Origin of the sequence: Rhodohalobacter sp. SW132, assembly GCF_003390325.1 — a bacterium.
Taxonomy (GTDB): Bacteria; Bacteroidota; Rhodothermia; order Balneolales; family Balneolaceae; genus SW132.
This window is the reverse complement of record NZ_QUOK01000012.1, coordinates 45,315-65,734: the sequence shown is the minus strand read 5'-3', so window position 1 is coordinate 65,734 and position 20,420 is coordinate 45,315. Positions and strand designations below refer to the sequence as shown.

Here is a 20,420-nt window from a genome sequence, read left to right as displayed (position 1 = left end):
TAAAATGGACATTCCAAGTAGTGACAAAACTTATATCGAATTACTCGGGCAATTTGGAGAATTTTCAATTCCAAATGAAGATCTAAAAATTAAATATTTTTCAACGTTCGCTAATAAAAAAGTGAGAAATTCTGGCCCAAGTATTCTTTTAAAAGAGTTGAAGCCTATGAGAGAAAGGGCAAATTCATCAGAAATAGACGATATAAACTCATTACTACAAAGAGATCTAAATGATTCAAGGGTCGCAAATGAGTTAATACCATATTTAATGGGGGAAAAAAGAAATAACATTGCATTTTTTCCAGCAATTCTGGCAGCTCTAGTACCCAAAGGATTTTTGACTGTTGGTAGTAATAAATACCCGAAAATTAGTGGAGAGCAAGACGGCACTATCTTTTATGAAAATAATTGGAAACTTGAAGTTTTTAATGATAAAGATGGAAGTCCTACTTCATTGGGTAAATTGTTTATAGATAATTTTGAGACAGACATCATTGTGTTGGACGGACAACATAGAGCTAACGCTTTTAGAGTTATTTGTGATTCATTTGAGGATAGAGAAAATTCCATCTACGAAGCTTTTTACGAAGAGGTAGAACCTGTGGACAATTATATATCTGATTTACCAGTAACGTTGATATGGTTTGAATCGAATGGCGAAGATATTGATCCGAAACTTATCTCGAGGAAGCTTTTTGTTGATGTTAACAGCAATGCAAGACCTGTCAATGAATCAAGAAAGATTTTATTGAATGATTTTGAGCCAGCATCAGTGCTTACAAAATATTATTACACACTTTTAGCAACTGAAGAATCTTTCAAGACAAATAAATTTTCATTGTTGCATAGTGGTTTTGATGTTGATTCAGATTTAAAAAAATCGACATCTCACGTATTTACACTTACCACACCACAAATAATGCACGATATTAACAATTGGTTGTTTTTTGGGACAAGAGTAAATAATCAATTGAATAGATATAAAGTAAAGCAAACGCCAAATTCATACACCGATTTAAGTCAATGTGATAAAATCTTGCCTCTTTTTAAATCTAGCACAAAAACATATGAAGATGATAACAATAATTACAAAAAACATTTTCAAAGAAATAGGGAAGAAGATGAGTATTTAGAAGAATTTAAACACAGGATATTCCCCATATATAAGAAACTATTCGATCAATTTATACTTACAAACAAGCACTTCAAAGCTTGTAGTGATCTAGAAAGACTTTATAACACAACTTGGTCAGCTGAAAAAAAAGAGATCTGGAGAAAAGTATTCTGTGGAGGAGAGGGGTTGTATTATTCTTTTAGAAACATACCGAGCAGTAGAGTTTCGGATTCTCAGAGAATTCAGGAAAAATTAAAAATTATACAAGAAATCGAGGACGAATTTGTTGAAGCCAGATCTGTCTACTTTGAAAATGTTGAAACAAAGAGGATCAATAGTGCCTTTACTTCGGTAAGGAGTAAAGCATTTCAAATTGGTTATTTTATGGCCTTTATTGATTATATGTACGATAAGTACGAAGAAGTTAATGAAGAAATTATAAATAAATCTATTGATTCTTTTAAAGAAGGGCTAAATAGTAAATCATTAGAGAGTTGGATAAATATATTTACAGTACTTAGACCAGCTATAATTACAAGTGGTACAAATCCACGCTCTTGGCCTGCATATCACAAGATTATTCTGAGAATTGTTCAAAGAGAAAACAGTTTTTATAATAAAGATGAAAACAAAGAAAAATCTCCTGAAGCAGAAGTTTTCAAAAATAAATTAAATACTAAGCTCAGAGGATGGTTAGAGTCAACTGGCAACATCATCGAAGAAGTAGAATTTGAAAATATAGAATCGGTATTAAATGGGTGGATATCTGATTCTAAGGAAGAAACAAAAAAGCTTTTTAATGATGTTGAGCTTGATTTACTGGAGGGTATTGATTGGAACGGGCTAGGGAAAAACTATATTTCAAAAATTTTGGAAGAATAGATTGAACATTTATTTAAATAAAACAAACCGTACACCCAGCATAATCCTCATCCTCTTTGTCGAAGTATTCTCCCTTTTCATTGTCATCAAGGAGATTGTTCAACAGAGTTTTGGATTTTTTGCTGGATCCGTTCTGTTTCTTTTTTAAATGTTGTCGTTTTATTTCGTCTCTACGTTCAGGTTTGGCTAATTCAAGAAGGGATTCGTTTTCCATCCAGGTGAATCCTTCTTTCTCATACTTAACAGCCTCATCAAATTTTTCGCGGTTATTTTCATATAGCCATACCCACTCAATCTTTTGCTGATAGAAACAGAAGAAGCAGCCTGATCGGGTACGGGAATAGGTCCCGGTCTGTCCGTCTACTTCATACTCAATTTTTTTATAGTACTCAGGAACTCCTACAGTACGCTCTAGCATCTTAAAAACTTGATCGCGAACAATGACCTGGTCGTCCGGCATTAAATGACTTTTATCCAATAATGGGAAATCATCCAAACGGGCCAATGGATAATCAGTTTTCTTTAAGAAATGAAAAACCGCGTAGTTGAACGCCGTCACATCTAAATCGATCAGTGTTTTTGTCTTTCGATTCAGGTTATGCTCTACAGAGATGGGGCGTTCAACCTCTTCTAAAATTCGATTTAGATTATCGGGTTTTACCTTGTTCTCGTAGATATCTCGAAACTGACCGATGTTGTGATGATCCAGCACCAACGATATTACATCAAAACTCCAGATATTCTTTTTAAATGGAAATATGGTTTGCACATTTTCATTTGTAGATACATACGCTTCTCTGTGTTCATCCCCTCGAATGGCTACATAGGAAATGGTGGGATCGTCACCTATGTATTCTTCAAATGGTTTTAATTTTAAATTCTTTGTGCACCATCGTGCATGTGACGAGGGTAGAAAACCGCCGTAATCTTTTAAATAGTAATCGAATGGAGATATCTCCTCACTATTTTCAAAATTGGGTTTCGCCATATTGTCCGTCTCAATGGCTTTTAGACGTTTTACCTCCTTACCTAAATAGGCCTCCAATTTTTCGATCAATTCATAGGTTTCATCCAGCTCTCGGCCCGTATCACAACAGTACATTTCCAAATCCAGGGATGGGAAATTCTCCTGTAAATAGATCGAAAGTGCTGCACTATCTTTTCCGCCGCTAATACCAATAACCTGTCGAACGTCGCTCATTACTTATCCAACTCTTCTAAGATTTTTAAAAGAACTGCTTGATTGGTTTCTTTGTCGTCTGTAAGCAGATCTTTTATTTTTTCAATTCGTTTTGATGCGTTTTTAAGTTTTTTCTTGTCTGCAATTACATTTATGTCCGTTGATTCTCTGCTGAGCGTTTGAATTTTAAGCCTGTATGCATCTTGTTTTTTCGGATCAAAGTCTAAACTACTCAATTCAACCAGATTATCAAGCTCTTCTAAGCGTGTACTCAATTTATCGAGCAGTAGTGGCTCTTCATCATCATCCATTTTGCTCAGTGGTTTATCCAAAATGGCAAAGGCAACAGAGCTAATCCATTTTTCCCTATCGGCCAAAGGAGACTTTAGCCGGTCAAGTAATTTCTTTTGGTATGGTGCAAGCTTGTATGACTTAATCGATTCGTATCGATCTTGAACTATCGTTTGATAGACTTCAAAATTAGTTTCAATGTCGATATCAACGGTCTGCAGCATGCAGTTTTCAATCCTATCAATGAGCCGGTCATATGCTTTTTTGACTTCGTCAATTGCTTTATCTAAGTCATGGACGTACTGTTTCAGGATCTTTTCAGAATCTAAACTATCCAAATTAGTGTAGCCAAGTGCTATAGGAAAATCTTCGAAAAAAGCTTTTTCAGGTTCCGTAGCTGTTTTTATAGCATCCCGAATTTTTTGTGCAGACTGGCTTATCTTTGAGGTCGTACGACCATACTCATTCAACCCATTGTACACCAGCAGAAACGGGCGTATTGTCTCAACAAAACTGCTGTTCGAGAAATCTGCATGCTCATCCTGTTCGTGGTAAGCACGATACTTCGAAAAGATTTTCTTTTTCACATCACTAATGTGATATGCCTTAATTTCAAAGAGTTTAGAATCCCGATAAACCAGATTGATAATGTCGTAACTTAATTCCGGGATATACGCTTCCTCCTGAAAAAGCGCATAATCATTCTCTTTTATAATCAGATAAATTGGTATCCACAGCTCAATAAATCCATTTTTCAGCCCAAAAGGGGGGTTCTTTAAAGTAGATATCAAATCTGTAATCGGCCGTTTACCCGATTTTGTGCTTTCGAAAAACTCTTCGCACTCATCCCACAGCTGATTGAACCCACTGTTTGCATCGGGTTCTCCCAATTCCCACGCTTCTCCATTCTCTCTGTGAATACCGTTCTGTTTCAGCAATGAGAGATAGATCGTTTTTTCTGCTGGAAATGTGTCTGGATCTAACCCTAAGTTCTCTTCTACAGAATTTTCAATAAGAAGCTTTAGAAGAGTTTTCCGTGGCTTGTATATCGCTGGACTGACTTTCTCTTTATTAATGAGTTCATTATCAAAAATTGGTGTTTTATGATATACCTTATCACATATTTTTGATAGCTCATTATTTAGCGCCTTGCTATTATTAATTTTGAACTCAATTCCATCGTGAGTCCAACGTAAATCCTCTGAAGCTGAATAGATATTATCCATTATTAAACTATTCAGCTCCTCGATTTGAGTATCAAGCAATCCCGTTAACTCCCGTTCAGCAATTTTATCAGAATCAATCACATCGATGACCGATTTCGTACGTTCAATTAAAAATATCTGATTCTCAATCTCTGAGGTATTTTCAAAAACACCGTAAAGAATTGGCTCCTCTACATCCTGGGAAATATCCCAAACCTTATCAAATGAAGTGTTAAAAACGAGATTGATGTACCCATCGATCGGCTGTTCCGGTGTTTTTTGAATTGGCTTTTCGGAAAGTATGAATTCAAAAAAGCGGGGTGTCCCTTTTTCATAATAAGTTCGTTTTGCCGGAAGGTATGGGAATTCAAAATACTTCCGGAGTGGAGTAACGACATCAGTGACCGGATCAATTTTACTTGAGGCTTGCTGAAGTTCATACTCAATATCAAAATCTGTTCCTTCAAATAATATGTATTGCTGTTTGTAAGATCGGTACCGTATGATTTGTTTTATTTCAAGCTTCTTAATCAAATCAGATATTTTGCCAATACCGAAAGCTGTTTCACCATATTTTATAAGAAATTCACCGTCTACTTTAGCTCCTTCCGTTGCAAAAATATTCAGCAAGCCAATAGCTTTTACAACTCTTTTAAGTTCAAAGACATTCTCATCAAAAATACTTTCAACTCGTTCTATAGCTTTTTTAAGAGCGTTCCACTGCACATAGTGTGGATTATACTTTGAAGAAAGGAATGAATGATGGTTATGTATAAGATAGTCATACACGCATGCCAGGTTATAGAAAGGATTCTCTTTGCGATCGTAATCGTTTATTCCAAGGAATTCATCTGATTGTAAGAATGTAAAGAGGGACCGTTCATTTTGCCCATATTTCTGAAGAGCTAATGATAGTACAGAACCAGACAATGGATCTAATGGATATAAATTTTTGGCTAATTCGAGATTCAGCTCACTTTTCAATGGAAAAACTTTTGCAATTTCAATCGCCTTAAGAAGGCGTTTGATTTTCTTATCTACAGAAGGAGTTGTTTTTTCTTCACTTAAAAACTCACTGGCTATGTAGAGAAGTTGCTCAACAGGTTCATTAAAAGTCAGTTCTTTTAATCGACCTCTAACTTTGTCCCACTCTTTTCTCTGTTGACTATCAAGGCCATGTGCGTACGAATCGAACGCCTGATGAAGAGTTGTAATGAAAAAAATATTTCTATCCTCATCATTTGCGTATTCAGCCAATAACTGAATAAAATAGAGTTCCTTTTCCGGACTTTCTTTGGCAGCATATTCAAGGTGTTTCCCGAACTCATCAATCACTAAAAGCCAAAACTTTCCTTCTTTCTTTAGCTGCTCATGCTTTTGGTCTATCCATGCTAAGATTTCCTTCTCATTCCGAAAATCTTCAATATCAAAATGAAGACCGAGTTCTTCAATCAGTGATCCATATTTACCAACGATGTAATCAAACTCAAACCCATCAACATTTGAAAATTCACCATTCAGGGGTTCAAAATGGAGGGTTTCCCCAATGAGATTCTTTCGAAATGCCACAAGAAAAGAAGACTTACCCGTTCCATAAGATCCGATAATGGAAAAAGAGTGCGACCCTGAATTTAGGCTTCCCACCAACTGGTTATAGATATGGCGGGAGTTAGGAGTCACGACGTACTCAAACTCTTTATCTAAATCTCGCTCAATGTTTACCGATGGATTAAAGCTGCTACTAATTTTTTGCATAGTATTTGTCTAAAATCTCTTCTTTATCAAATTCGGCATTAAACTGGAGTTCGCGCACTCCTGCATTGTCTTTGTAAACCACTCCGTAGAAATTTTGCACCAGCTGATTGATCTTGGTGACAAGTGCATCAGGAGTAAGAGCGAAAATATTACCGGGACTATTATCTTCGTTCATCAACTTATGAAAGGAGATTGATTTTCTTCTGTTAGCATTCGTACTTGATGTGTCAAAATTGTCTAAAATTACGTAGAAAAAGATCTCAATAGGTAGCATTTCCCTGTCAGAGCTCTCAATTTTATACCACTCATTTTCTTGAGTGCCATAATTCTTAAACTTTTTAACGAGATTAAGATCGATCAACAAAGATGAATACCGATCTTCAATCTTATCTTTTTTCTTTTGCTGATCTGGCGTTACGTAGCTTTTCAAAAATACCCCAACATCTTTTTCAATAGAATTGGGAGAATGATTTTCATCTAACCGTTCGCACTCATTAACTAAATAACTGAACAGATGTTCTTTGGTAAATTCAATGCGTTGCTTTCTAAATCTATTGAATACCAAATGATAGATACTTGCCTCAGATTTTTTCACCAATTTGTAGTGAAGAAGCCAGAGAGTACCTAAATCTTCTAAAAATGGATCTCTTCCAGATTCACTAAACAAATACTCTGCTAATTGAGTTGGTTGTTCATTTTCGTCATCAACCATATCAAACGCTTTTAACCAAAAACGTATAGACGAAACCATATTTTTACCGACACCTAAATCCAAAACAGCGAGGTCGTGATTGAAATCTGTTCTACTTTCATCTGGATTGGTAACAAAATCGAAACCCTTTTTAAGCCAAAGATTCCGACACTGAAAAGACTCATGCCCGGAAAATCGTAAAGTACCCATTGAGTCAAGGTTTTCTTTCAAATTCAAGTTGGCTCAAATATAAACATTATGGGTGTCAACTTAAGTCACCCCTTTGGAAAAATTTTAGCTGTCCTCACACGCATACTCCCCATTCCGAAAAGAACATAATCTGACTGTGAATGTCGAATAATGAATAATTAATTAACCTCTAAATACTCCCCAATAAAATCTCCGATAGTCTCCACTTCCTCATCAAATTTCAAAACAATTTGGGATGTTACCAAATCAACCCAACTCTCAATTTCACTCTGCTCGTTGAGTGAGTCCAGAAAACCTAATAACGGATTGTCTTTAGTAAAATCTTCGTTAAAGAAAAGATAGATATCGGTTTTAAAGGAGTCCCTGTAATTTTCAGGAGTTCGGATAAGATAGTTCTCCAAAACTTTAATCTTTTGTGATCGCGTCATATCCACCTGTATCTTTTTCAAAAATATCCATCGAAAATATGGTCGAGTGGGTGATCATTGTTATGCCATTTTGAACATATTGCATTTATCCTTTCGAACGTTCATCCCATCCGGGAGAATGATCGGCCCGAAGCGAAAAAATGGTTTTAAAACTGGGTCTGCGTTGATCATAGCTGGTGGCAATATCGCAAAACGAAGTGGAATATCGAACAGGAGAATAAGGAATATCGAATGTCCAACTGTTCGACATTCGGCGTTCATCATTCAGTGTTCGATATTCTAATCGTTCAACATTCGGCGTTCGTTATTCAGTGTTCGATATTCTGATCGTTCGTGATTCGGTGTTCGTTATTCAATAAATGTGAATCAGGGGGATGATGCCGAACCAAAGGATGAAACTGAGTGAAAGTGCCATCAAGCTGTCTATCCGGCCCTCACTCTGTTCTCCTTTTTGATCCTGGTAGAGCGTATACATAAGAAACATTCCGTGCAGGGCTGCCGGAATAATCAGTCCGTTGAGCGTACCCATCAAAGCCGGCCGGCCTTGAAGAATAGCCACAGAAACGACCGCCAGCAGCGTAAACAGCAGGGCCGCCTGTTTTGCGCGTTTTCTCCCCAGCAAAACGGCCAGGGTCTTTTTGCCCGCTTTTTTATCGGCGCTATAATCCGGAATACCGGCAAGGATGATCGACGGCAATACAGATAAAAACAGGGGAATGCTCACCAGCCAGGGAAAGGGGCTCATCCAGTGGCCGTCCAGGAACAGGTATCCGCAGAGCACAGCTCCCAGGCTGTGCGTAAAGCCCACATCAAGCTCGCCAAATCCCCGCCATGAAAGCTTCAGCGGAGGGATTGTGTATCCCAGGGCCAGAACGGTCATGACTCCCATGATGGTCAGTATGGGAACAGAGAAGCCGGACTGGGTTAGAAGCAGGAACATGCTTCCGGCCGTTAAACACAGTGCCGTTCCAATTCCGACGGCCAGCTGCCGGTGAGAGAGATTTTCATCAACCAGCACGCGCGAGCCGCCAGTAAAAGGGCCGTAATTCTCGTTGATGCGGTCGGTCTCAAAATCAAACCATTCGTTCGTGAAAACAGTGGCCGCCTCCAGGAAAAACAGGAAACAGAAGCCTAACACGTAAATCCAGAGATCCCAGACGCCGGTTGCAGCCGCTGCACCCAGCGCCCCCACGGTATAGGCAATCCAGGTCATGGGATAGAACTGAAGGCGCAGTGCTTTCAGCCAGGATGCAGTGTTGTGCAGAACAGACCCGGTGCGGCTCCGCACTCCCCGCTGAAGCGAAGATCCCAGGCTGCGGGCCTTTTGCAGCCACAATTTGCGCTGGTCGGGCGTTGAATCTTTCACCGGACCCAGGGTGAGAATCCGGGTGGTGTCAATACCGCAAAAACCGAGCGACGAGCGTTTCATGGCATTGTGGCCCGGCGCACGAAAAATGATGCGATAGACCCAGGAGGGCATATCGAGGGTGGTAATCAGGTGGGCGGTCCGGCCTTTTAAGAGAGCTTTAAAGGTGCCGTCGCTGCGCTCGGTAAAGGCAAAGCCGGGCAGCAGAACCCGGTCCAGAAATCCTTTCAGCCGGGCCGGGCCCACGCCCCACCAGCCGGGATAGATGAAGGTCAGGTGATCGGCCCACTCAATCAACTCCTTGGCATGCTGGAGGTCCGGTTCCAGGGGCTGATCCGCCGGCGAGATTTCATGCACGTCGGGATCAAAATCCATCTCCCCCAGGTTCAGCCGTCTCAGCTGCACGCCCGCCTCCTCGGCCCCGCTGCAATAGGAATCGGCGAGTGCCGAGTTGAGACTGTGCATTCGCGGATGGCCCAGAATAACCAACACCTTCAGGGCCGGTGATTCAGTTGATATGGAAGGGTCCGTTGATAAAATAATCAAAGATGGTTTAATGACTCTTGAGACGATAATTTCAACTAAACGATCCTAAGATTCAATAAAAATAGTTGAATATCGAACAGGAGGAATGTCGAACAACGAAGGGATGAGGGAATATCGAACGCTGAATATTGAATAACGAATATCGAAGCTGTGAAATGTCGAACATCGAACAGATGAATGTCGAATAACGAACAGTTGAATATAGAATATAGAAGTGTTGTCTGCTCGAAAGTCGGCGTTCATCATTCAGTGTTCGATATTCCCCCCGTTCGATATTTGAAAGATTTCTGTAAGTAAAACGCAGATATTGGATCATACCATTGACACAAGAGTGATAACAACATTACAATGACAATGGAGAAAATGATGAAAAGAGAAAATTATGATCTTGAAGATCGGCTGATCGAATTTGCTGTACAGTCAACTGATATTGCAGAAGCTCTTCCCCGAACAGATGCCGGAAGGTACTTATCGGGGCAAATCATCCGTTCCGGAACGTCGCCGGCTCTGGTGTATGGCGAGGCGCAGAGTGCGGAATCACGGAAGGACTTTATACACAAAGTCAGCATCATGCTTAAAGAGCTGCGCGAGACGAGAATTAATATGAAGATTATGCGGAAAAAGGGGTTTTTGACGGATACGCCTTTGATCACAAATGCCATCAGAGAAGTAAATGAGCTGATCGCCATTTTTGTAAAAAGCATTCAAACCGCCAAAAGAAATAATGAATAATGAACGAGCAAAATATCGAACATCGAACAGATGAATGTCGAATAACGAAAGAATGAGGGAATGTCGAACGCTGAATATTGAATTACGAATGTCGAAGTGATATCTGTTCGAAATTCGGCGTTTGTGATTCAGTGTTCGATATTCTGATTGTTTGACATTCGGCGTTCATGATTCAATATTTGATATTCCGATCGTTCGAAATTCGGTGTTCATCATTCAGTGTTCGATATTCCCCCCGTTCGACATTCGGCGTTCATTATTCAGTGTTCGATATTTTTCAGTCTATTTGCCGGACAAAGCCATCGAATCCGCGTTCGCGCAGCTGTTCGAGGTCGGCGTTGGCGCTGCTCATGGAGGTGTAGTTTCCGTAGTAGATCATGTAAACCGTGCGGACGCTGCCGCGCGGAAATCGCTGCTCCACACGCACCCCATCTCCCACCTCGTCGGCAAACCGGCCAGCGTATGAGGCCAGGTTATACTCCCCGAGCTGAATGGTGAACGTTGGCCGGTTCAGATTTTCAGGTATGGGTCCGCCCGCCTCAACAAGAACAAGCTCCACATCGGCCACTCCCTCGTCGATCATGCCGATCTCATCAGCCGCCGCCCGGGAGAGATCAATGACGCGATTGCGCGCATATGGTCCCCGGTCGTTGATACGCACCTCAATCGTTTCGTTATTTTCGGTGTTCACCACCTCCACGATGGTGTTAAAAGGAAGCGTTCGGTGTGCGGCTGTCAGGTCATTCTGGTTAAACCGTTCACGGTTTGAGGTGAGCCGACCATGAAATCCCGGCCCGTACCAGCTCGCCTCTCCGGTCTGAAGAATATCCGATTGCCCTGTAACCTCAGCAGATTCTTCATCTGAGGTTTGCTGATCTATTCTCTGCTGCATAGGATGTTCGTAACACCCGGCGAAAACCAACAGGATCAAAACCGGAAACAGAAAGAATATATGTAGTCTCTTTTCCATGGCGAACATTTATACAAAATATTTATCATAAACAGAAAATATACAATAGGTTAACACTAAAAATGCAGGAAATCATTCATTTTTGGAAACAAGCGGAGACAAATATCGAACGCTGAATATTGAATATCGAATATCGAACGGGGGGGAATATCGAACGCTGAATATTGAATTTCGAATATCGAAGTGTTCTCTGTTCATTATTCGGCATTTGTCATTCGATATTCGATATTCAACATTTCCCACGTTTTGCTTGCAACAAATGTTGTTTTGGCGTTTATTGGTGGAATCTGGTAACTAATATTCTTGCCTATGTTACGTCATCACAGGAGGGCGTCGGATCCGTATCTCACTTCAAAAGGGAATCAGCGTTTTGGCTGGCTTCTGATCCTGGAGGTGGCTGCAATTGTGATCGGCGTGATGATTGGTTTTTTGGTTAATGAGTGGCGCGAAGGCCGCAACAACCGGGCTGTAGCTGAAAATGCACTTACGTCAATCGCGGCGGAGATGCGCTACAATCACGACCGTATGGTGGAAAATTTTTACTATTACACGTATATCACCAGTCAGATCGACAGCCTGATGCAGGCCGGTGAGCCGGTCCGCGAGATGTACGGCTACCAGCTTGAGGGATGGCGAGGGGCGATGCCACCGCTACTGCGATCATCAGCCTACCAAATGATGCTAAGTACCGGGATCTTTAAAGATGTTCCGTTTTCATCCGCTAACCAGCTTGCATATATCTACAACCTGCAGTCACTCATCGAAAAAATGGATGACGCCTCCATTGCCAATTTTTCCCACGACAGCGACTTTACCCGCCTGCAAAGCATCCGTCACATCTTTGGCCTTTACGCAGAATTGATTCCATCAGTCATCGGGGTGTATCAGCTGATGGGAACAGAGATCATGTATGAATACGGATATACCAGTACCGTCGATCCCGGCCGCCTCAAAGATGAGATGGAACTGCAGATGCAAGGGTTTGAAATGAATTTCGAACGGTAGGAATGTTGAATATCGAATATCGAACAGATGAATGTCGAATAACGAAGGAAGTGGGAATGTCGAACGCTGAATATTGAATAACGAATATCGAAGCTGTGAAATGTCGAACATCGAACAGATGAATATCGAACATCGAACGGATGAATGTCGAAGTGTTGTCTGTTCAAAATTCGGCGTTTGTTATTCAGTGTTCGATATTCTGATCGTTCGACATTCGGCATTCATTATTCAATATTCGATATTCCCCCCGTTCGACATTCGGCGTTCATGATTCAGTGTTCGATATTCTGACCGTTCGATATTTGAAAGATTTCTGTAAGTAAAGCGCAGATTTTGGATCATACTATTGACACAAGAGTGATAACTACATTACAATGGAGAAAATGATGAAAAGAGAAAATTATGATCTTGAAGATCGGCTGATCGAATTTGCTGTACAGTCAATTGATATTGCAGAAGCTCTTCCGCGAACAGATGCCGGAAGGTATTTATCGGGACAAATCATCCGTTCCGGAACGTCGCCGGCTCTGGTGTATGGCGAGGCGCAGAGTGCGGAATCACGGAAGGATTTTATACACAAAGTCAGCATCATGCTTAAAGAACTGCGCGAGACGAGAATTAATATGAAGATCATGCGGAAGAAGGGATTTCTGACGGATACACCTCTGATCACAAATGCCATCAGAGAAGTAAATGAGCTGATCGCCATTTTTGTAAAAAGCATTCAAACCGCCAAAAAAAATAATGAATAATGAACAGGGGAATGTCGAATATCGAACAGATGAATATAGAATATCGACGTGTTATCTGTTCGAAATTCGGTGTTCGTGATTCATTATTCGATATTCTGATCGTTCAAAATTCGGCGTTTGTTATTCAGTGTTCGATATTCTGATCGTTCGTGATTCATTATTCGATATTCAAAACCTGGTCTCAGATCAGCGAGTCACCCCGCTTCCTCGCCAATGAGTACACGAGGGTTAAAGGCAATTGTGGTTTTTAAAGAATTCGTTATAAGGCAGGCTGCTTCTGCTTTATGCATGATTCGCAGAGCCTTTTCACCATATTTATCATCGGATATTACAAGCTCCGGTTCGAGTTCAATCTCCGTAATCATGAATTTCCCATCTTTTTTATCGAGCAGACCTACTGCATTCACATCCAGAGTTACAAAATCCAGACCTGAATTTTCAGCAATTGCTAAAAATGTTGTCATAAAACAGCTGCTGACCGATGCCACCAAAAGATGTTCGGGAGACCAAATTCCCTCCACGCCATTTTTAAATTCCGGCGGGGTTGCCACCTCAACCGACTGATGTAAATTTGAAGAACTCAGCGTACCTTTTCGTCCCTCTTTCCAGTTTAGATCTACGCTGTATGAATAGGGCAGATTTTTCATAACTCTTCGGTTTTTTGCTTAATGATTGAATGAAGCTGATCAGCCTGCACTACACCCGATTGCTGCCACAGAACTTTCCCCCGGTGAAACAGAATCAGTGTGGGAACTCCCCGAACATTATAGCGGATTGCTGCATCGGCATTTTTTTCAGCATCAATTTTTATGATGTTAACAGTGTCTCCGGCCTTCTTTTTTAAATCTTTCAGGATTGGCCCCATCATCTTACAGGGTCCGCACCAGTCAGCATAAAAATCAACCAGTACAGGTGTGTCTCCATTAATCAGTTCTGTAAAAGAAGTTGGTTTTGTATTCATTTTGGGCATTTTTTTATTCCTCTTTTATTTCAGTGAATTCAACATTTTTGATTTCTGAAGATTCAGCTTTAACACGATCTGCAGCCGGAAATCCGCAGGAAGCGGAGAGCATACATCCGGAATTGGTCAGAGCCTGGAACAGAAAGAATGCTCCCAGTACACCTAAAAAGCCGTCACCGGAAGCAAAAACCTGGAATGCTAAAAAAAGTCCGATTGCCAGTACCAGCCACCTCATCGGGTGCCAGTTTGTTACGATTCTTTGTGCTATTGAAGTCATAGGTTTTCAGTTAATTTCATTTCGCCTGCATTATTCACCAAGACATTAAATTACCCCATGCGTGTGCCAATCTCAGTAACATTTGTCACATAACTCAAATCACCGATGAACTGCCGGGAATTTTATCTGTTCAGTTTTCCTGCCGGTAAAAGTCTGATTCTGTTTCTTCCCAGCTCAACCATACCCTCATTTTCCAGCTGTTTCAGCAATCGGGAAACAACTTCACGTGCCGTACCCAATTCATGGGCAAGTTGTTCGTGCGTGAGTGAAAGTGTATCAGTTTGCATCACCGCACATCTCTTCTGAAGAAACTTAAGCAGACGAACATCCATTTTTTTAAAAGAAATAGCGTTTACGACCTCAAGCAACTCCTCAAACCGCATATGATAGATCTGAAAAATATAGCTTAGCCACTCAGGATGTTTACCAATCAACTCCTGGAATGTATGTACCGGTATAAACACAACTTCACAGGCTTCTTCTGCCACCGCTCTTACCTTGCTGGTATCGTGGGAAATCCCTGCTAAAAACGACATGATGCAGGTTTCACCCGGACGAAGATAGTAGAGCACCATCTCTTTATAATCCTCGTCTGACTGCATCACTTTTACGCTTCCTTTAGTGATGAAAGGGATCGACCGGACTGAAGCATGTTCGTTAACGATAGTATCTCCGGGTTCAAACTGCTTCGTAATACCGAGGTCCGAAATTTTTTGTCCGGCTTCAAGTGCAGAATCAAGTGAAGGTAAATCAGCACGGTTTTTCATCATGGCGATACCGTTTTATTTTAAAAATAATGAATCTGATCACCCTTCGCTTCATATCATATCATAAAAGCAGACAGTTTCTGTTTCATCTATCTCATCGATCCAACCATTACGACTCTTCTGCCAGTGAAATCAGAAAATTCCGGAATTCCGGTGTGTTGAAATTCCCGAAACCTTCATGCTTATAGACGATCTGACCCTCTGCCGATATCACAAATGTGGTTGGTAAATACGAACTCGATAGTTCTGCAGGAATGGATGAAGCGGGGAAGTAATACGGCATTTCAAATCCGCGATTCTCCATGAAGTTCCTTCCCTCGTCACGTTCCTGGTCCAGCGAAAGCATGATAAAGCTGATATTGTCGCGGTCCGCCACCCCATCATGCAGAGCCTGGATGGTTGGCATCTCGGCAATACAGGGCGGACACCAGGATGCCCAGAGGTTTATAAATAAAACATCTCCTTCAAATGAATCGAGATTCAGCTGCACACCTTCCTGATCCGTCATCGTAAATCGATAATCTGATGCATTTAAAAACGGCCCATTCAGTTCATCGATTTGTGCCGTCACATCATACAAACCGGTCCACATTACGGCCCGCTGAAGCGTTGCGATAACATCTTTGTGCAGGCCGGTCATATAGAGAATTGCGGCTACAGCTATCATAACGGACCACTGGATCGCCTCACTTTTGAACCGGGATTTTTTTGGTACTTGTTCTGATTTCGTCATATCTGATAAATTTTGTGATTTGTCTCATAAAGTTGATTTACAGAGAAGCAGGCCTTACCCGTCGATTAACTCTTCAAGTATTGCACGGATCATCTGTTCGGGTATCATTCCGGGTGCCATGTAGGCGACCTCTCCTTCCCGGTTAATGAAAAATGTGGCGGGTATTCCGCGAAAGGGGCCGTATTTATCAGATACAGTTCCATTATCCACCACAAGCGGATAGTTGATTCCAAACTCTTCGGCAAAAGGCTCTACAACCTCCCAGCCTTCTTCATCTACAGATACGCCCACAAAAATTGCATCATCCCGCATTTCTTCCTGAAGATCAATGAAGTAGGGTATCTCTTCCCGGCATGGCGGACACCATGTGGCCCAGATATTCAGTACAACAACTTTCCCATTGTGATCAGAAAGGATGAATTCCTCTCCATGCATATCGGTTAATTGAAAATCCGGTGCTTCCGGCAACTCCTCTGAAACGGTTTCTCCAGCCTCGTGCTGAACGGTGTCGGTGGCTGATTGTGATTGATTTTGCTGCGGATTGCACGCAGCTGTTGCAATCGAGAGTACTAAGACGATGACAATTCTGATGTTATATATAGCTTTCATAATATGTGGCAATAAGTTGAATGTTAATCACGCAATACCGGCAATACTGATGTTTTCCTGAACAATCAGAAACAATTCAGAACTGCCCGATTACGGGATTTATAGATGATTTGAAAAAGAGAGCGGATCCCGATTGCAGAAAGAGGACGCATCGGGAGAATTCAGCTTATGCCAATTGTGGAGGGTCGGGTTCGCGAAAAGTGAAAAGCTGTGATTTATTGAGTGGATTCAGAAAAGCATGAATTTCGTCCAGATAGTCGGGAAACGACTGATCAACCGATCCGGCAGGGGAATGAAAAATATTGGAGTTACATGTAATAACCCCATCCATTGAACCGGTTTCTGAGGATTTCTCTTGATTTGCCACAGGATCTGAAGTTCCTAAGAATTCATTATCACCACTTTGCAAACTGTTGATACAGTTGATGCCGGCAGCCCAGTTTCCGTCAGGAATTGAGAAAGAATAGGGCTTATTCCCAGAAACACCCGTAATTGCAGAACTTGCAAAAACCAGCAGGAGAAATAAAGAGATATATCTGGAGAATGGAGTGATAATACTTTTTTATAGATTTGTCTTGTCGTACTGACCTTACGAGGCAGTTTGCAATTTATTGCTGCGGGATAAATTTAACTCATTTCCAACCACTCTACAACCGTATCCATCCTGAGTTTCCCCTCTGCTATTATTTGCTATTACCGCATGTTTCCGGAATCTATACACCACTCACATTCCCAATCAACGTCATCGCGGGCCTGACCCGCGATCTCCCGACAACCTCGTCCCGTTTTGCACCCTCACCCTCGTATCAGTGCTCTGCACCGGAACGGCAAGGAGAAAGCTCTGCTATCCTGCTACCTCTGATTACAACATGCAATTTTGACTTCTATAATCTGTTATAAGACAGTATTTTCTAGACAGACTAGATGAAAATGGAAGTATGTATGAACACAAAATCTAAGAAGTGGCAGTTACAGGAAGCTAAAAACAGGTTTAACGAAGTGGTTCGGAAAGCATTCGAAGAGGGACCGCAAACCGTTACGAAGCATGGAAAAGACAGCGTAGTGGTGCTATCAGCTGAAGACTATCGGAAATTAGAACAACCGAGAACATCCCTGGTTGAGTTTTTTCAGAAATCTCCTCTTTCAGAAGTTGAAATTGATCTTACGCGAGACAAGTCCCCCTCCCGTAAAGTTGAGCTATGAGCTATCTGATAGATACATGCTGTATTTCAGAGCTGGTTAAAAAGAAACCAAATCCAAATGTTGTGAGATGGTTCGCCGATCGGGATGAGTTCTCCATGTATTTAAGCGTCATTACGTTTGGCGAATTGAGAAAAGGAATTGAAAAATTACCCGATTCGAAAAAGAAGAAAGAGCTAAATAGATGGGTAAAAGAGGATTTGAACCAGCGATTCAAAAATCGTGTCCTCAGCATTGATATGGAAGAAGTGAATAAATGGGGTGAAATTTTAGCTACAGCAGAACAGAAAGGGAAACCACTTCCGGCCATTGATACACTTATTGCCGCCACAGCCCAGGTTCATGATCTATAGGTTGTGACAAGAAATACGCAGGATTTGGAGGGTTCAGTTGTTGAAGTGATTAATCCCTGGACGTATGAACACAATGCTGAATAATCAATAACGAATGTTGAAGGGGTGGGGAATATCGAATGGTAACCCAGCTTCCGTAAAATTTCAAACAAATCTGATAATGACAGCCCCGTTCCGGGGCGGCATATCCGTAGCCCATGGTCACAGCGCAGCGGTGGCCATGGGGTAAGAGCGAGTATGAAGTATAGGAGCGCCCTAGGTGCGATATATCCGTAAACCTGCAAGACGATCCACCCATCTTTGCCCATAATTTCTTTTATTGAGCCCGATTCAGAATATATGTTCGAATTTTAAAACTGAGTCTGATTCAAGTTCAGTATCAATGCCTGAGTAATAATGAAAGCTTTTATTCAAATCAAATCGTGCAGCTTCAAAAAATTCAACCTGATCCTTCCGATCGCTTCTGATTTCCCGGAACACTTCTTCTTCAGGAATTGTCTTCATTTCCCCTGCCTTCCAGGACTGATAACGGGTATCTGCTTCCTCAACCCAATTTTGAATTGTATTTCGCCCCTTTGTATTCGGCTCAAAACTTTCAAGGAGTTTAAGCAGAAGGTGCAAGCGATCTTTCTCTTCAAGCTTTAAGGCATCTTGTTCAAGTGAATCAGGAATGGGCATATTTCATGGATTATTTTAATCTCCGATCTCTTAAAAATAGCAGATAGTTCATCAGATGAAAATAAACTTTTAAACGTGTGATCTCTATTTTTTGGTCTGTGTAACCCTTCCAAAAAAGAGTATTCATGCCGGTGCGAGAGGGAATATCAAACGCTGAATATTGAATAATGAATATCGAAGTGGTGAAATATCGAACATCGAACAGATGAATATAGAATATCGAAGTGTTATCTGTTCGAAATTCGGCGTTCTTGATTCAATATTCGATATTCTGATCATTCGACATTCGGCGTTTGTTATTCAGTGTTCGATATTTCAAAACCCGACCGCTTCCAGGCCCTGAATCCTTACCAACGAGTTTCCCCTCTATGCGAATGGAGAGAGTAGAGAGGGATCAAGGGGTGAGTCGGTCCTCGGTCTGTTAATAAGACAAAATCTCCGTCAGTGCTGGGTTAATATAGTAGTGCCGTCCTTTGATCTCCTTTTTCTCCAGCACCTGCAGCTCAACCAGCTCATTGAGGTAGTTTCGCGCGGTGTTTTCGGCGTAGAGGCCGCGGTCGGTCAGGTGAGTCACCTTGGTGTAGGGCTGTGTGAAGATTGCCTCGGCCAGATCTTCGGGTCGGCGGATGTCGGTCTGTTCGCGGATCACCTGCAGGATCTCCTCACGGGTTTCGATGATGTCGTTCACCTTGCGGAGAGTCAGGCGGGAGGTCCATTCCACTGCTTTAAGCATAAACAGGATCCACTTCTTCCATTGCCCTGCGCGTGATACCCCGGCCAGGTGTTCATAGTAATCGTGTTTGTGCTCCAGGATGTACCGGCTAAGGTAGAGAATCGGGAGATCAAGCTGAGAATCTCGTGTGACAATATGAATATTCATGATGCGGCCAACCCGCCCGTTGCCGTCGCGAAACGGGTGAATCACCTCAAACTGGTAGTGGGCGATGCACATTTTCAGCAATGGATCTGCCGGTTCTGATTCAGGACGATTAAGAAATTCAATAAGGTTATCCAGCTTGGCTTCGACCACTCCTTTTCCCCGGGGCGGTGTAAAAGCCGGCTTTCCCGCATTCGGACCCGTTCCGCCCATCCGGATAAACGTCCGTGCAAAAGGCGGACGAATTCCATCTCCGCTCTCCTGGATGATGCGATAGAGCCGGATGAAATAGTCGCGGTCAAACGTCCCGTGTTCCTTCAGGTAGTGATGCCCGTCCCACAACGCCTCCCGGTAGCGAAGCACCTCTTTTGTAGATGCAGAGGCCTCGTGATCGTTTGATGTGTCGCTCACGGCCTTGTAGAGCTCATCGTCCGTAGTAAATACATTTTCGATTTCACTGGAGACCTTCGCCTCCTGCAGTGTGATGGAGTTGATCAGCATGGAAGGGTTCGGGATGGCGATACTGCGACCGGTCAGCAGCGCCAGCGCCTCTTTTGCGTGGCCAAGCTGTTCGTAGATCTCCACATCCCGGTAGAGTTCCGGCGCGATTGGAAGATCGGGCAGATCATTCCACGGTTTGGTCCGATCGGGATTGATTGGGTAGAGCAGGTTTTTGGACATGAATTAAGTTTTTAAAAAATTAATTGAACCGCAGAATATTGAATACTGAATGTCAAACGGAGAAGAAAGAGTACTTCGATATTCGGTATTCAACTGTTCGATATTCGAAATTCATGTACGTCATCCGTATTACAGAGTATAATCAGGCATTAATTTA

The 20,420-nt window shown here is 41.9% G+C and carries 22 protein-coding genes; 6 read left to right on the top strand and 16 right to left on the bottom strand.

Translation table 11 applies throughout. The features are described from left to right. The first annotated feature begins 4 nt into the window (after nucleotides 1–4). Complete coding sequence (locus tag DYD21_RS18125; RefSeq protein ID WP_116038423.1) at nucleotides 5–1,996, top strand: DNA sulfur modification protein DndB; 1,992 nt, start codon at nucleotides 5–7, stop codon at nucleotides 1,994–1,996. 13 nt (nucleotides 1,997–2,009) lie between these two features. On the opposite strand, the gene DYD21_RS18120 is transcribed toward DYD21_RS18125, so the two are convergent. The 6 genes from DYD21_RS18120 to DYD21_RS18095 form a co-directional block, all read right to left on the bottom strand. After that, nucleotides 2,010–3,197: a phosphoadenosine phosphosulfate reductase gene (locus DYD21_RS18120; RefSeq protein ID WP_116038422.1), complete on the bottom strand. Its 1,188-nt coding sequence runs from the start codon at nucleotides 3,195–3,197 to the stop codon at nucleotides 2,010–2,012. After that, nucleotides 3,197–6,007 carry a hypothetical protein gene (locus DYD21_RS18115; protein ID WP_147303641.1) on the bottom strand — a complete coding sequence of 937 codons (2,811 nt, stop codon included), beginning with the start codon at nucleotides 6,005–6,007 and terminating at the stop codon, nucleotides 3,197–3,199. The genes DYD21_RS18120 and DYD21_RS18115 overlap by 1 nt, the downstream gene beginning before the upstream one ends. Before the next feature lie 406 nt (nucleotides 6,008–6,413). Beyond that, on the bottom strand, nucleotides 6,414–7,328 hold the full coding sequence (locus DYD21_RS18110) for a DUF4007 family protein (protein ID WP_116038420.1): 915 nt from the start codon (nucleotides 7,326–7,328) through the stop codon (nucleotides 6,414–6,416). Nucleotides 7,329–7,486: 158 nt separating this feature from the next. After that, nucleotides 7,487–7,756 (bottom strand): hypothetical protein, encoded by a 270-nt coding sequence (locus DYD21_RS18105; protein WP_116038419.1) that lies wholly within the window; start codon nucleotides 7,754–7,756, stop codon nucleotides 7,487–7,489. A gap of 85 nt (nucleotides 7,757–7,841) precedes the next feature. After that, nucleotides 7,842–8,006 (bottom strand): hypothetical protein, encoded by a 165-nt coding sequence (locus DYD21_RS21160; RefSeq protein ID WP_158607363.1) that lies wholly within the window; start codon nucleotides 8,004–8,006, stop codon nucleotides 7,842–7,844. A 102-nt stretch (nucleotides 8,007–8,108) separates the two neighbouring features. Further along, nucleotides 8,109–9,620 (bottom strand): NAD(P)H-dependent oxidoreductase, encoded by a 1,512-nt coding sequence (locus DYD21_RS18095; RefSeq protein WP_116038519.1) that lies wholly within the window; start codon nucleotides 9,618–9,620, stop codon nucleotides 8,109–8,111. 414 nt (nucleotides 9,621–10,034) lie between these two features. On the opposite strand from DYD21_RS18095, the gene DYD21_RS18090 reads away from it, so the two are divergent. Continuing rightward, nucleotides 10,035–10,400 carry a four helix bundle protein gene (locus DYD21_RS18090; RefSeq protein WP_199535601.1) on the top strand — a complete coding sequence of 122 codons (366 nt, stop codon included), beginning with the start codon at nucleotides 10,035–10,037 and terminating at the stop codon, nucleotides 10,398–10,400. Between the two features lie 277 nt (nucleotides 10,401–10,677). On the opposite strand, the gene DYD21_RS18085 is transcribed toward DYD21_RS18090, so the two are convergent. Further along, complete coding sequence (locus DYD21_RS18085; RefSeq protein ID WP_158607362.1) at nucleotides 10,678–11,370, bottom strand: septal ring lytic transglycosylase RlpA family protein; 693 nt, start codon at nucleotides 11,368–11,370, stop codon at nucleotides 10,678–10,680. A gap of 309 nt (nucleotides 11,371–11,679) precedes the next feature. Here DYD21_RS18085 and DYD21_RS18080 point away from each other — a divergent pair, with 309 nt between their 5' ends. Beyond that, nucleotides 11,680–12,375: a hypothetical protein gene (locus DYD21_RS18080; RefSeq protein ID WP_116038416.1), complete on the top strand. Its 696-nt coding sequence runs from the start codon at nucleotides 11,680–11,682 to the stop codon at nucleotides 12,373–12,375. A gap of 386 nt (nucleotides 12,376–12,761) precedes the next feature. Beyond that, nucleotides 12,762–13,127 (top strand): four helix bundle protein, encoded by a 366-nt coding sequence (locus DYD21_RS18075; RefSeq protein ID WP_199535600.1) that lies wholly within the window; start codon nucleotides 12,762–12,764, stop codon nucleotides 13,125–13,127. Nucleotides 13,128–13,321: 194 nt separating this feature from the next. Here DYD21_RS18075 and DYD21_RS18070 read toward each other — a convergent pair whose 3' ends face one another. The 7 genes from DYD21_RS18070 to DYD21_RS18040 all read right to left on the bottom strand — a co-directional run bounded on the left by DYD21_RS18070 (nucleotide 13,322) and on the right by DYD21_RS18040 (nucleotide 16,841). Further along, a complete protein-coding gene (locus DYD21_RS18070; protein ID WP_116038415.1) occupies nucleotides 13,322–13,774 on the bottom strand; it encodes an OsmC family protein in 453 nt (150 codons plus the stop codon). Next, a complete protein-coding gene (trxA, locus tag DYD21_RS18065) occupies nucleotides 13,771–14,088 on the bottom strand; it encodes a thioredoxin (RefSeq protein ID WP_116038516.1) in 318 nt (105 codons plus the stop codon). Before trxA ends, DYD21_RS18070 begins: the two co-directional genes overlap by 4 nt. A gap of 13 nt (nucleotides 14,089–14,101) precedes the next feature. Continuing rightward, complete coding sequence (locus DYD21_RS18060; protein ID WP_116038414.1) at nucleotides 14,102–14,365, bottom strand: hypothetical protein; 264 nt, start codon at nucleotides 14,363–14,365, stop codon at nucleotides 14,102–14,104. Between the two features lie 122 nt (nucleotides 14,366–14,487). Further along, on the bottom strand, nucleotides 14,488–15,135 hold the full coding sequence (locus DYD21_RS18055) for a Crp/Fnr family transcriptional regulator (RefSeq protein ID WP_199535598.1): 648 nt from the start codon (nucleotides 15,133–15,135) through the stop codon (nucleotides 14,488–14,490). Between the two features lie 106 nt (nucleotides 15,136–15,241). Further along, the gene (locus tag DYD21_RS18050) at nucleotides 15,242–15,865 is read right to left on the bottom strand and encodes a TlpA disulfide reductase family protein (RefSeq protein WP_116038413.1); all 624 of its coding nucleotides are present in this window, start codon (nucleotides 15,863–15,865) and stop codon (nucleotides 15,242–15,244) included. A gap of 54 nt (nucleotides 15,866–15,919) precedes the next feature. Beyond that, on the bottom strand, nucleotides 15,920–16,474 hold the full coding sequence (locus DYD21_RS18045; RefSeq protein WP_116038412.1) for a TlpA disulfide reductase family protein: 555 nt from the start codon (nucleotides 16,472–16,474) through the stop codon (nucleotides 15,920–15,922). A 166-nt stretch (nucleotides 16,475–16,640) separates the two neighbouring features. After that, on the bottom strand, nucleotides 16,641–16,841 hold the full coding sequence (locus DYD21_RS18040; protein WP_147303640.1) for a hypothetical protein: 201 nt from the start codon (nucleotides 16,839–16,841) through the stop codon (nucleotides 16,641–16,643). Between the two features lie 575 nt (nucleotides 16,842–17,416). Between DYD21_RS18040 and DYD21_RS18035 the strand changes: the two genes are divergently transcribed. Both DYD21_RS18035 and DYD21_RS18030 read left to right on the top strand, forming a co-directional pair. Further along, entirely contained in the window at nucleotides 17,417–17,677 is a 261-nt protein-coding gene (locus DYD21_RS18035; RefSeq protein WP_199535597.1) for a type II toxin-antitoxin system Phd/YefM family antitoxin, read from the top strand. Continuing rightward, nucleotides 17,674–18,027, top strand: a complete 354-nt coding sequence (locus DYD21_RS18030) for a type II toxin-antitoxin system VapC family toxin (protein WP_199535596.1) — start codon at nucleotides 17,674–17,676, stop codon at nucleotides 18,025–18,027. The genes DYD21_RS18035 and DYD21_RS18030 overlap by 4 nt, the downstream gene beginning before the upstream one ends. A gap of 330 nt (nucleotides 18,028–18,357) precedes the next feature. On the opposite strand, the gene DYD21_RS18025 is transcribed toward DYD21_RS18030, so the two are convergent. Continuing rightward, the gene (locus DYD21_RS18025) at nucleotides 18,358–18,705 is read right to left on the bottom strand and encodes an addiction module protein (RefSeq protein ID WP_116038409.1); all 348 of its coding nucleotides are present in this window, start codon (nucleotides 18,703–18,705) and stop codon (nucleotides 18,358–18,360) included. Nucleotides 18,706–19,126: 421 nt separating this feature from the next. Next, entirely contained in the window at nucleotides 19,127–20,263 is a 1,137-nt protein-coding gene (locus tag DYD21_RS18020) for a Fic family protein (protein WP_116038408.1), read from the bottom strand. Nucleotides 20,264–20,420: the final 157 nt, after the last annotated feature.

Bases quoted from the DNA above. Each gene is read 5' to 3' on its own strand.
- DYD21_RS18055 (WP_199535598.1), bottom strand. From the start codon at position 15,135: ATGATGAAAAACCGTGCTGATTTACCTTCACTTGATTCTGCACTTGAA.
- DYD21_RS18025 (WP_116038409.1), bottom strand. From the start codon at position 18,705: ATGCCCATTCCTGATTCACTTGAACAAGATGCCTTAAAGCTTGAAGAG.
- DYD21_RS18075 (WP_199535600.1), top strand. From the start codon at position 12,762: ATGAAAAGAGAAAATTATGATCTTGAAGATCGGCTGATCGAATTTGCT.
- DYD21_RS18050 (WP_116038413.1), bottom strand. From the start codon at position 15,865: ATGACGAAATCAGAACAAGTACCAAAAAAATCCCGGTTCAAAAGTGAG.
- DYD21_RS18110 (WP_116038420.1), bottom strand. From the start codon at position 7,328: ATGGGTACTTTACGATTTTCCGGGCATGAGTCTTTTCAGTGTCGGAAT.
- DYD21_RS18085 (WP_158607362.1), bottom strand. From the start codon at position 11,370: ATGGAAAAGAGACTACATATATTCTTTCTGTTTCCGGTTTTGATCCTG.
- DYD21_RS18080 (WP_116038416.1), top strand. From the start codon at position 11,680: ATGTTACGTCATCACAGGAGGGCGTCGGATCCGTATCTCACTTCAAAA.
- DYD21_RS18125 (WP_116038423.1), top strand. From the start codon at position 5: ATGGACATTCCAAGTAGTGACAAAACTTATATCGAATTACTCGGGCAA.
- DYD21_RS21160 (WP_158607363.1), bottom strand. From the start codon at position 8,006: ATGTCGAACAGTTGGACATTCGATATTCCTTATTCTCCTGTTCGATAT.
- DYD21_RS18030 (WP_199535596.1), top strand. From the start codon at position 17,674: ATGAGCTATCTGATAGATACATGCTGTATTTCAGAGCTGGTTAAAAAG.
- DYD21_RS18045 (WP_116038412.1), bottom strand. From the start codon at position 16,474: ATGAAAGCTATATATAACATCAGAATTGTCATCGTCTTAGTACTCTCG.
- DYD21_RS18120 (WP_116038422.1), bottom strand. From the start codon at position 3,197: ATGAGCGACGTTCGACAGGTTATTGGTATTAGCGGCGGAAAAGATAGT.
- DYD21_RS18020 (WP_116038408.1), bottom strand. From the start codon at position 20,263: ATGTCCAAAAACCTGCTCTACCCAATCAATCCCGATCGGACCAAACCG.
- DYD21_RS18060 (WP_116038414.1), bottom strand. From the start codon at position 14,365: ATGACTTCAATAGCACAAAGAATCGTAACAAACTGGCACCCGATGAGG.
- DYD21_RS18070 (WP_116038415.1), bottom strand. From the start codon at position 13,774: ATGAAAAATCTGCCCTATTCATACAGCGTAGATCTAAACTGGAAAGAG.
- DYD21_RS18090 (WP_199535601.1), top strand. From the start codon at position 10,035: ATGAAAAGAGAAAATTATGATCTTGAAGATCGGCTGATCGAATTTGCT.
- DYD21_RS18035 (WP_199535597.1), top strand. From the start codon at position 17,417: ATGAACACAAAATCTAAGAAGTGGCAGTTACAGGAAGCTAAAAACAGG.
- DYD21_RS18105 (WP_116038419.1), bottom strand. From the start codon at position 7,756: ATGACGCGATCACAAAAGATTAAAGTTTTGGAGAACTATCTTATCCGA.
- trxA (WP_116038516.1), bottom strand. From the start codon at position 14,088: ATGAATACAAAACCAACTTCTTTTACAGAACTGATTAATGGAGACACA.